This window comes from Actinoplanes sp. NPDC024001 (assembly GCF_040638955.1).
Lineage (GTDB): Bacteria > Actinomycetota > Actinomycetes > Mycobacteriales > Micromonosporaceae > Actinoplanes.
This window is the reverse complement of sequence record NZ_JBEZZB010000025.1, coordinates 71,948-82,381: the sequence shown is the minus strand read 5'-3', so window position 1 is coordinate 82,381 and position 10,434 is coordinate 71,948. Positions and strand designations below refer to the sequence as shown.

The 10,434-nt window shown below is 72.7% G+C and carries 9 protein-coding genes; 5 read left to right on the top strand and 4 right to left on the bottom strand.

Annotated elements, in window-relative coordinates; translation table 11 throughout:
- The 5 genes from AB0F81_RS12810 to AB0F81_RS12790 all read left to right on the top strand — a co-directional run.
- Window positions 1-585 (top strand): class F sortase (locus AB0F81_RS12810; RefSeq protein WP_360195460.1); only part of this gene is annotated, 585 nt, incomplete at its 5' end.
- Complete coding sequence (locus tag AB0F81_RS12805) at window positions 557-1,723, top strand: hypothetical protein (protein WP_360195457.1); 1,167 nt, start codon at window positions 557-559, stop codon at window positions 1,721-1,723. The genes AB0F81_RS12810 and AB0F81_RS12805, both read left to right, overlap by 29 nt.
- 47 nt (window positions 1,724-1,770) lie before the next feature.
- Window positions 1,771-2,547, top strand: coding sequence for an ABC transporter ATP-binding protein (locus AB0F81_RS12800; protein WP_360195454.1), 777 nt, complete (start codon window positions 1,771-1,773; stop codon window positions 2,545-2,547).
- A gap of 83 nt (window positions 2,548-2,630) precedes the next feature.
- Window positions 2,631-5,273 carry a DUF3696 domain-containing protein gene (locus AB0F81_RS12795; protein WP_360195451.1) on the top strand — a complete coding sequence of 881 codons (2,643 nt, stop codon included), beginning with the start codon at window positions 2,631-2,633 and terminating at the stop codon, window positions 5,271-5,273.
- Entirely contained in the window at window positions 5,273-6,355 is a 1,083-nt protein-coding gene (locus tag AB0F81_RS12790) for a hypothetical protein (protein WP_360195448.1), read from the top strand. The genes AB0F81_RS12795 and AB0F81_RS12790 overlap by 1 nt, the downstream gene beginning before the upstream one ends.
- On the opposite strand, the gene mdlC is transcribed toward AB0F81_RS12790, so the two are convergent.
- From mdlC to AB0F81_RS12770, 4 genes are read right to left on the bottom strand one after another with little or no spacing between them, the layout of a single operon-like run.
- Window positions 6,335-7,900, bottom strand: a complete 1,566-nt coding sequence (gene mdlC / locus AB0F81_RS12785) for a benzoylformate decarboxylase (protein ID WP_360195445.1) — start codon at window positions 7,898-7,900, stop codon at window positions 6,335-6,337. The genes AB0F81_RS12790 and mdlC overlap by 21 nt on opposite strands.
- Window positions 7,897-8,703 (bottom strand): ABC transporter permease, encoded by an 807-nt coding sequence (locus tag AB0F81_RS12780; protein WP_360195442.1) that lies wholly within the window; start codon window positions 8,701-8,703, stop codon window positions 7,897-7,899. The genes mdlC and AB0F81_RS12780 overlap by 4 nt, the downstream gene beginning before the upstream one ends.
- Window positions 8,700-9,452, bottom strand: a complete 753-nt coding sequence (locus tag AB0F81_RS12775; protein WP_360195439.1) for an ABC transporter permease subunit — start codon at window positions 9,450-9,452, stop codon at window positions 8,700-8,702. The genes AB0F81_RS12780 and AB0F81_RS12775 overlap by 4 nt, the downstream gene beginning before the upstream one ends.
- Window positions 9,449-10,414, bottom strand: coding sequence for an ABC transporter substrate-binding protein (locus AB0F81_RS12770; protein WP_360195436.1), 966 nt, complete (start codon window positions 10,412-10,414; stop codon window positions 9,449-9,451). The genes AB0F81_RS12775 and AB0F81_RS12770 overlap by 4 nt, the downstream gene beginning before the upstream one ends.
- Between the last annotated feature and the right edge of the window lie 20 nt (window positions 10,415-10,434).

The following is a 10,434-nucleotide window of genomic DNA, read 5'->3' as shown; positions in this document are numbered from 1 at the left end:
GGAGTTCAGCGTGTGCTCTTCCGATCCCTCGCCGGCGCCCAGGCACACGGCGGCGCGGCGCCCGCCGCCGGACCGCAACCCGCGGCGGAGGTGATCGGGCCGATCCGGGCCGAGGGCTTCCAGTCGGAGACCGGTTACGCGGTGGTGGCGCCGCCGGTGCGGCTGCGCATTCCGGCACTGCGGGTGCAGAGCGAACTCGAACGCCTCGGCCTGCAACGGGACGGTTCGGTCGCGGTGCCGCAGAGCCCGCACGTCGCCGGGTGGTACGAGCACGGCCCCCGTCCCGGCCAGCCGGGCCCGGCGGTGATCCTCGGGCACGTCGACTCGAAGTCCGGGCCGGGGATCTTCGCCGGGCTGGCCGGCGCCGCGAGCGGGACGCCGATCGAGGTCGACCTGGCGGACGGGAGCACGGTGACGTTCCGGATCACCCGGATCTCGCGGGTGCCGAAGGACGAATTCCCGACGGACCTGGTCTACGCGCCCACCCTCGACGCCACGCTGCGGCTGGTCACCTGCGGCGGCGGCTTCGACCGGAGCAGAGGGAGCTATCGCGACAATGTCATCGCGTACGCCGACCCGGCCTAGACTCGCCGCCCTGGCGCTGGCCGCCTCGTTCGCGATTCCGCTCGCGGTGCCGCCCGCGCTGCCGCTCCCGGTCGCGGCGACCATCACCGCCGGGCCGGAGACCACCGTCGTGGTCGATCTGAGTTCCGGGCCGCCGACCACGTCGAGCACCGTCACCGTGGTCCGGGACGGCACCGCCCAGCCGGCCCGGCTGGAACCGGTCGTCGCCGACGGCCTCGCGGTGACCCTGGTGGTGGACGCGTCGACGGCCGGCGCCGCCACGCTGCCGGCCTGGCTCAGCGCCGCCGCCCGGTTCATGCTGGCCGCCCCGTCCAGCGCGCAGGCGGTGATCATTCCGGACCGGGCGCCGGCGGCCGTGGTCGGCCCGGCGCAGCGCGGCTCCTACGGGACGATCCGTGCGCTGAACGCGGTGCAGGCCGGCGGCGACCGCGACACCGCGGCGGTGCTCGATCTCGCGCAGCGGCAGTTCCCCGCCGTGCCGGCCGGCCGGCGGGTGGTGCTGCTCTACACGACGGCGGCCGACGCGGGCGGGTCCGACCCGGACCGGCTCGCCGCCCGCTTCCGCGACGCCGGCACGATCCTGGTGGTGGTCGGCACCGCGGCGGCGGCGCCCTACTGGTCGGCGGCCGCGACCGGCACCGGCGGCTTCTTCGCGCCGGCCGGGGACCCGGTGGTGGTCCCGGCGCTGGACCAGGTGGAGACCACGCTGAGTGGTCGCTACCTGGTGCGTTTCCCGACCCCGCCGCGGCTGCCGGCCACCGTGGTGGTCAGTGTGGACACCGGCGAGCCGACGTTCACCGGCGAGGTCCGCGTCGGACCGCGGCCCGGCGAGCGGTCACAGCCGGTCTGGATCTGGTGGGTGGTGGCCGGCGGCGGCGTGGTGCTGGTGGTCGCCGTCATGGTCCTGCTGATCCGGCGGGCGGCGGGGCCCGCGGTGGTCACCGGAACTTCTGGGGGCCCGGGGCGGGCGTCGGTCCCGGCGGCGCCGCGCGGTGACCTCGGCGGGACCGCGGACCCGCCGTTGACCGGCGCGTACGGGGCCGGGCCGCGATCAGCGAACCCGATGTCGCCACCGGCTGAGGGGCGGGCTGTGGTGCCGGGTGCGACCATCCACCCGGAGGACGACCGGCCGGCATGACCGCTTCCGGTCCGTGGGTCGCGGAATCGATTCTTTACGATCGATGGATGCTGGAGGTTCGCGGGCTCACGCACACCTATCCCGACGGGCACGTGGCGATCCGCGGCGTCGACCTGCGGGTCGACGAGGGTGCGCTGGTCAGCATCGTCGGACCGTCCGGCTGCGGCAAGTCGACGCTGCTGCGGTGCGTGGCCGGCCTGCAACGGCCGGCGGCGGGCGAGATCCGGCTCGACGGGGAGCCGATCGACGGCGTGCCGGACGGGCTGGCGGTGGTGTTCCAGGACTACAGCCGGTCGCTCTATCCGTGGCTGACGGTCCGCGACAACGTCGCCCTGCCGCTGCGCCGGCGTGGCATGGCCCGGCCGCAGCGGCGGGACGCCGCCGCGGCGGCCCTCGAGTCGGTGGGGCTGGGGCCGTCGGCCCTCAAGCATCCCTGGCAGCTGTCCGGCGGCATGCAGCAGCGGGTGTCGATCGCCCGGGCGCTGGCCTTCCGGCCGCGGCTGCTGCTGATGGACGAGCCGTTCGGCTCGGTCGACGCGCAGACCCGCGAGGAGCTGGAGGATCTGCTGCTGACGATCCGCGGCGGCTACGGCATGACGATCCTGCTGGTCACGCACGACATCGACGAGAGCGTCTACGTCGGCGACCGGGTGGTGGTGTTCGGCGGCGTGCCGGGCGGTGTGCGCGCCGACCTGCCGGTGCCGCTGCCGAGCCCGCGCGAGCAGATCGCCACCCGCGCCCTGCCGGAGTTCGTGGCGCTGCGCTCGGAGGTGGGCCGCCTGGTCCGCGGCCCCAACTCCACAGTGGATGGCCCGGCGCGGTGAGCGGACACCGCCCGATGCCCTAGGCTCATCGAGATCTTGATCGGACCGGCGACGAGCGTCCGGTCCGGGGGAGGGGCTCGACGATGGACGAGGCCGAGGGCCGGATCTCGGAAACCGCTTTTCGCCTGTTCGAGGCGGTCCGGGGAGTCGGGGTCGAGCGAGGCGTCGACCTCCTTCTCGTCCTGCTGGTCGCCAACTGGCTGCGGGAGCGGCCGTCGGGTCTGCGGGAGGATCTGGCGCCGCTCGTGACGAGCATCTCGGCCCTCGACCAGCCGCCGCGCGATCTGGAGTCGGCGAGGTCGGCACTCAACGAGGCCACCGCCGTCCACGCCCTGCTGCCCTCGCTCATCAACAAGGTCCTCCAGGTTCCGCTGGAAGACGTGCCGGCGACTTTCGAGTGGTTGTTCGGGCAGCTCGCCGGACACGACCGCGTCGCCGGTGAGAGCGACACACCGGTGTCGATCGCCCGGCTGCTGGCGGCGCTCACGGTGCGCAGCGGGGACGTCGTCTACGACCCCGCCTGCGGCAACGGCAATGCACTGCTGGCCGCGGGCGCCGCGGGCCAGGGCGTGCGGGTCGTGGCCAACGACATCAACCAGCGGGTGCTCAGCCGTGCCGTCATGCGGCTTCACCTGCAGGACCTGGATCCGCAGTGGACGCTGGGCGACGCGTTCGAGCGGCCGGGTGACGCCGATGTCGTTCTGGCGCAGCCGCCCTTCGGCGTTCGGCTCACCGACGAGCAGCTCGACCAGTTGGCGACCGGGATGAGAACGCTCGGCGGAAAGGCGCCGAACGGCGATCTCGCGTGGGTGTACCTGGCTTTGGCATCGTTGCGGCCCGGTGGCCGGGCGGCGGTCGTGCTCAGCCGGGAATGCGTCGGCCCGGCACACCGGCAGACGTTGAGCCACCTGCTGGCACGCGATGCCGTCGAGGCGATCATCTCCCTTCCGGGTGGCGCCTTCCGTCACACCAGCATCCCGACCGCCGTCTGCCTGCTCCGGGAACCGAGCCGGACGGCCGGGGAGAGAGCGGCCCGGGTCCTCGTCGTCGACGCGGAGAGCTACTTCGTCTCCGGCCGCGGTGGCACGCTCGAGCTGCCGCCGGACGCCATCGCGGCGCTCGCTGACCTCCTGACCGGTTACCGGCGCGACGGCGAGGTCGAGGCGCCGGCTCACGTCGCCCGGGTGATGGCGGCCGGCGACCTCGATCTGGGCGAGCGGGGTCTCGTCCCGCAGGCCTATCTGCCCGAGGCGGCGGTCAGCCACCCGGCGCCGGAGCGGCGCCTGCTGACGGAGACCCGCCTGGCGAACTTCAAGGCGTTCGGCGCGGACACCCGGGTCCGTCTGGCGCCGCTGACTCTCGTCTACGGCGCCAATTCGGCCGGCAAGTCGAGCATCATCCAGGCGCTGCTGCTGCTGAAACAGTCCATCGAGGAGCCTGGCCTGATCACGCAGGGCCGGATCACCGACGTCGGTGGTTTCACCGGCGTGCTGCACCGGCACGCCGGAGATCAGGTCCGGCTCGGCTTCACCTACGGCGCGGTGCCGGGCTGGATCCCGGCCGACGGGACCGCGGACCCCGCCCGTCCGCGCGAGCTCACCTGGACGTTCCGGACCGATGGCAACGGCCGGGGCGCCCTGCGCTCCACCGGGTTCCGCATCGGTGAGCACACCCTGACGTTCGAGGTCGGCGAGGATCCGTCCCAGGATCTTCTCGAGGTCGACTTCGAGCAGGTGCAGAACGTGTTCCGGGAGCTGGCGACGGGATCGCTGTTCTACCGGCCGGACGCGCGCAACCGGCGGAATCGGGCACGTGACCGGGGGCCCGAACTGCTGCGCCGTCGCGACCGCGATGCGGCGTACGCGGTTCGTGAGCTGCAACGAGGGCGGTACAAACGCCTGCCGGTACGACGTTCGGGCCTCATGCCGTCGGCCGCGGTCCTGATCGACGTCTCCGTTCGAAGGAGTGCGACCGTCGATATCGGGCGGGTGCACGCCAACCGCCTGGCCCGGCTCGCCGCGGGCGTGTCGGCTGAGGTGCGGGGCCTGCTCGGCGACCTGATCTGGCTCGGCCCGCTGCGGTCCGCGCCACGCCGTTTCTACGACCGGTCCTCCACCGATCCGTCCGCCAACGACGGCCGGCACATCGCGATCTTCCTGCTCGATCACGCCTCCGTCGTCGACGAGGTGAACGAGTGGCTGGAGCGGATGGAGGTGCCGTACTCGCTCAAGGTGCTGCCGATCAACGCCGGCGCCGCCACGAGTCTGATCGGTGACCTGGTCGCGATGGTGCTGTCCGACCGGCGCTCCGGTGTCGACGTGACCCCGGCCGACGTCGGGTTCGGCATCAGCCAGATCCTGCCGGTGATCGTGGAGCTGCTCACCCGCCGCGAGTCGATCGTCCTGATCGAGCAGCCGGAGACGCACCTGCACCCACGTCTGCAGTCCCGGCTCGCCGACCTGTTCATCGAGACGGTCCGAGAGGGTGGCCGGGGCAACCAGCTGATCGTGGAGACGCACAGCGAGCACCTTCTGCTGCGCACTCAGCGGCGGATCCGGGAGGGGGTGCTCGACGCGGGCCAGGTCTCGGTCGTCTACGTCGATCAGGATGCCGACGGGCAGACCACCGCCCGGCAACTGCGCCTCGACGACGAGGGCAACTTTCTCGACGAGTGGCCGGACGGCTTCTTCGACGAGCGCCTCGAAGACCTGTTCGGAGGGCTCTGATGTACGCCCGGGTCGCGATCGCGTCGAACGCCCTGCCGACGCCGGGACTGCCCGCCGCGGTCGCCAACGCATTGCATCAGGCTGCGGTGGAGGGGTTGCACGCCCACGGGCGGCTCGTCTTCGGCAGCAACGGGGACGCCGTGGAGCTGATCAAGGCGGTCCAGAGCGGCCCCGGCCTCCCTCCGGACGCCCGCAGGCGATGGAGCGAGATGCTCATCCACCTGGCCAAGATCAAACGGATCACGATCAGCCGGCCGGACACGGTGCCGGTCGCTTCCATCAACGCTCTCGCCGACCTCCGGCAGCACTGGGGCGGCCACGCCGACGTCGCGGTCGTCGCGGCGGAGGCCTGCGAGCCGCTCGGTGTCCCGGTGGACGAGTGGCTTCTGACCGACACCGGGCAGCGCCCGGACGTGGCGACCACCGCGACGGTTCCGCAGTGTTCGGCGATCAAGCGACTTCGCGGACTCGCCGATCACGCGACGGCGCCACGCGGCAGCTCCCGGGATCAGTTCTGGCGCGACGTGCTGGAGCCGCTGGCGACCGGAGCGCAACAGGCGACGGTCGTCGACCGCTACCTCTTCAAGGCGCTCTGGGACCTGACCACGGGCAAGCACTGGACGACGGGCTGGCGAGGCGAGCACCTGGGCTGGCTGCTGCGGCGCCTGGACGCGGTGATGGGCGCGTCGGCGGAGGTCAGGCTGATCGGCGCCGCGAGCCGGGACCACCCCACGATGACCGCGGAGCGCACCGCGGACGCCCTGCGCACCCTCTGGGCACCGGAGTCCGCCGGGCGCCTGGCCCGGGTGACGATCACGCTGGCCGCCCCCGGGAGGCCGGCCTCCTTCCCGCACGATCGGCACATCAGGTTCAGCACCGGCGGAGCGGTGCTGCTCGCGGCCGGGTTCGACCGGCTGCGGGCCGCCGTGATCACGGACGAGGACGGCATGAACTGGCAGTACCGCTGGAGCCGGGCAGCGCTTCAGGAACTGACGTCGACCGAGCGGCGCGCGGCCGCCCTGCCCGGGGCCGGGGCGGTGGTCCTGGAACGACCCGCTGCGTCAGTAGAGCGAACCGCCTGACGTGCTGACCTCGACATCAAGCAGACAGGGGCCGGCGAGGGCCCGCTCCAGCGCCGGCCCCAGCTGCGCGGCCCGGGTCACCCGTGCGGCCGGGCAGCCGAAGCCGCGGGCCAGCGCGGTGAAGTCGAGGCCGGGCAGGTCGGTGCCGGGCACCGACGGGATGCCGATACGGCGGCCGAGCGCCGACACCGCCTCGTAGCGGCGGTTGTTCAGCACGATGACGGTGAGCGGCGCCCGGCGCCGGGCGGCGGTCCACAGCGCCTGGATCGAGTAGAGGCTGGAGCCGTCGCCGACCACGCAGATCACCCGCTCACCGGCGAGGGCCCGGCCCACCGCGACCGGCAGCCCCCAGCCGAGGGCGCCGCTGCCGGTCGTCACGTAGCCGTTCGGCCGGGTGATCGGGATCTGCTCGTGCAGGACGTCCTTGTCGGACGGCGCCTCTTCGACCAGCACCGCATCGGGGCGCCGGCGGTGCAGTTCGGCGAGGACCACGGCGGCGGTGAGCGGGTCGGCGAGCGGCGGCGCGGGCGGGCGGGCCCGCCGCGGCGGATCCGGGCGGTCGGCCGGTTTCACCTGGCGGAGCAGCTCGGCGACACCGGCCCGCACGGTGGTGAGCACGCTGGTGCCGGCCGCCGCCCACGCGGCCGCCGCCGGGTCGCAGTCCAGGTGGAACAGCCGGGTGCCGGCGGCGACGAACGGCCCCTCGGTGTGTACGTGGTAGGTGAACACCGGCGCGCCGATCACCAGCACCACGTCGTGGCCCTCCAGCAGGGCGGCGACCGCGGACCGGACCGGCGGCAGATATCCCTGGAACAGCGGGTGGTCCTCGGGGAACGCGGCGCGGCTCGGCATCGGCGCCGCCCAGACCGCCGCGTGCAACGTCTCGGCGAGTGCGGTGGTCTCCGCCCAGGCGCCGTCCTCGTCGATGCCGGGGCCGGCGACGATCGCCGGCGCGGCGGCCGCGTCCAGGGCTTCGGCGACCTCGCGGAGCACCTCCGGCGCGGCGGTGAAAACACTGTGGACGGCGCGGTGCGGCACCGGGACGGCTGCGGCGTCCCAGTCGTCCTCGGGGACGGAGAGGAACACCGGGCCGCGCGGTGGCGCCAGCGCCACCCGCACGGCCTCGGCCAGTGCGGTGGGCACGGCCGCGGGGCGTTCCGGCTGGTGGCTCCATTTGACGTACGGCCGGGGAAAGGCCGCCGGTTCGTCGGCGGAGAGGAACGGCCGAGTCGGCAGCATGGCCCGGGTCTGTTGTCCCGCCACCACGACCAGCGGCACCCGGTCCCGGTACGCGTTGAACACCGCACCCAGCGCATGCCCCACCCCGCCCGCCGAGTGCAGGCTGACCAGCGCCGGCCGGCCGGTGGCGATCGCGTACCCGGCGGCGGTCCCGACCGCCGACGCCTCCTGCAGCGCCAGCACGTAGTCGAAGTCGTCCGGCCAGTCCCGCAGCATCCGCAGCTCGGTCGAGCCGGGGTTGCCGAACCAGGTGGTCAGGCCGGCGTCGCGGCACACGTCGAAGAAGGCTTCGCGGACCGTGGTCATGTGGCTGCCCTCCAGGCGAGAACCCGGCGCTCCACCAGCTGCAGCACCGCGTTGAGCAGATATCCGAGTACGCCGAGCAGCACGATCGACGCCCAGACGGTCTCGTAGTCGAAGCGGGTCGTCGCCTCCTGCAGCCGGAAGCCGATGCCGTTGGCCACGCCCGGCTGCAGCTCGGAGAAGACCATCAGGATCAGCGACAGGGACAGCGCCAGCCGCAGCCCGGCGAAGAGTTTCGGCATGGTGGCCGGCAGGATCACGAACCCGAGGCGTTCGGCGGCGGTGAGCCGGAACGCGCGGGCGGTCTCGATCTGCAGCGGCTCCACGGTGCGGGCGCCGTCGGCGGTGTTCAGCAGCACCGGCCAGAGTACGCTGAACACGATCGACGCGACCTGCATGACCGGCCCGATCGAGAAGAGCACGATGAAGACCGGCACCAGGGTGGGCGGCGGGATCGCCCGGAAGAACTGCAGCACCGGGTCGAGGAACTCGTAGGCCCACCGGGAGCGCCCGATCGCTACCCCGAGGACCGCTCCGATCAGGGCGCCCAGCAGGAAGCCGGCGCCGAGCCGGGCCAGGCTGGGCAGCACGTCGCCGCTGAGCGCGCCGAGGTGCCGCACGATCGTCGCCGGCGGCGGGAAGAACGGGTCGGCGGCGGCCGAGGCCGCCACCTGCCAGGCGAGCACGGCGCCCAGGAAGATCAGCCAGCGCTGCAGGAAGAGACTCAGTGAACCATTTTCAACCTGGCGCCGGGCCGATGGCCGGCGCCGGCCGCGACGGCCCTGGCCACGTTGAAGAAGATTCATCGGTACGCCCAGTGGAAGACCCGTTGTTCGCCGCGCCAGAGCACCCCGTTGATGGCGAGGCCGAGGATACCGGCCCAGAAGGTGGCGGCCAGGGTGTCGTCGACGCCGCCCGGATAGTTGGCGGCCTGCGCGATGAAGATGCCGATGCCGGCGCCGAACCCGCCGAACATCTCCGCGGTGACGGCCAGGATCAGCGCCACGGCCGCGGCCATCCGTACCCCGGTTGCGACGAACGGCGCGGTGGCCGGCAGCGAGACCATCAGCAGCACGGCGGACCGCCCGAACCCGAACGCCCGCAGCGTCTCCTTGGCCAGCGGGTCCACCTCGCGCAGCCCGTAGATCGTGTTGAACAGGATCGGCCAGACCGCGGCGTAGACGATCACCGTGAGCCGCATCTCCAGGCCGGTGCCGAGCAGCATCGCGACCAGCGGGATGAGCGCCACCGACGGGATCGGCCGGAGGAACTCGACGATCGTGGTGACCGCCCGGGCCACCGGTGCGACGGTGCCGAGCAGCAGACCGAGCGGCACGGCGACGCCGATCGCGATGAGCAGGCCCAGCGCCCACGCGGTGAGGGTGACCCGCACGTCGGCCCGGAACGCCGGGTCGAACGCCAGCTCACCGGCCCGGGTGAGGATCACCGAGGCCGGCGGCAGGAAGTCCTGGTGCACGATGCCGGCGCGGCCGAGCGCCTCACTCGCCGCGATCACCAGCGCGACGCCGGCCGCGCCGCGCGCGAGCTTCCTCAAGGGAACACGATCGTGCCGGCGTCGATCTTGTTGGTGAGCCGCTTCTGCTCGACCATCAGGTCGATCAGTTTCTGCATCCGCTCGGCGCTGGTCGAGGTGCCGAAGGTCGGCATGGTCATCGCCTTGGCCACGGCCGGGTCGATGCCGCGCGCGTACGTCGGCAGGACGGCCTCGACCTTCGCCCGGTCGGCGGCGATCTCGGAGGCTTTCTGGATGGCCCGCTGGAAGGCGGCAGCGGTCCTCGGGTTCTGCTTCGTCCAGGTCTCCAGGGAGAAATAGCCGTCCAGCGGCAGGTCGGTGGCGGGTGCGGCGCCGCCGTCGGCGACCATCCGGGCGCCGAGTTTCTGCACGGTGTCGGTGAGGAACGGCTCCTGGGTGTGTATCGCGTCCAGGTCGCCCTTCTGCATGGTCGCCGCCATCTGCGGGAAGACCACCTGCCGGTACTGCAGCTTCGCCGGGTCGGTGCCGTTCACCGCGGCGATCGCGTCGAAGGTGATCGCCTGGATGTTGTTGAGCACGTGCACCGAGAGGCTGTGGCCCTCGAGGCCCTTCAGGTCGGTGATCGGCGAGTCCGGCATGACCAGCACGCCCATGAACTTCGGGGTCAGCCGGCTGCCCTCGGCGACCAGGTTGATCCGCATGTCGCCCTTGTCGTGGCCGAGCAGCATCGAGGCGTTGTTGGCGAAGACCAGGTCGACGTCGCCGGCCTTGAGCGCCGGATAGGCCTGGGTGCTCTGCTGCACCGGCTGGGTGCGCACGGTCAGGCCCTCGGCCTCGAAGAGCTTCTCCTGCACGGCGATGTAGTACGGCGCGTTGACCACCAGCGCGAGCATCGCGACGTTGATGGTGGCCTTCTCCAGGCCGTTGTCGCCGCCCCGCTCGGGTGCGGCGTCGTCACCGCAGGCGGCCACCAGGACGGCGACGAGGGCGAGCACGAGCGGGAACTTCCGGAACCGGCTCATGCTCGCCACCATATCGGAAC

Excerpts from the sequence above, each read along its gene's own strand:
- AB0F81_RS12805 (WP_360195457.1), top strand. The coding sequence starts at position 557 with ATGTCATCGCGTACGCCGACCCGGCCTAGACTCGCCGCCCTGGCGCTG.
- AB0F81_RS12800 (WP_360195454.1), top strand. The coding sequence starts at position 1,771 with ATGCTGGAGGTTCGCGGGCTCACGCACACCTATCCCGACGGGCACGTG.
- AB0F81_RS12795 (WP_360195451.1), top strand. The coding sequence starts at position 2,631 with ATGGACGAGGCCGAGGGCCGGATCTCGGAAACCGCTTTTCGCCTGTTC.
- AB0F81_RS12790 (WP_360195448.1), top strand. The coding sequence starts at position 5,273 with ATGTACGCCCGGGTCGCGATCGCGTCGAACGCCCTGCCGACGCCGGGA.
- mdlC (WP_360195445.1), bottom strand. The coding sequence starts at position 7,900 with ATGACCACGGTCCGCGAAGCCTTCTTCGACGTGTGCCGCGACGCCGGC.
- AB0F81_RS12780 (WP_360195442.1), bottom strand. The coding sequence starts at position 8,703 with ATGAATCTTCTTCAACGTGGCCAGGGCCGTCGCGGCCGGCGCCGGCCA.
- AB0F81_RS12770 (WP_360195436.1), bottom strand. The coding sequence starts at position 10,414 with ATGAGCCGGTTCCGGAAGTTCCCGCTCGTGCTCGCCCTCGTCGCCGTC.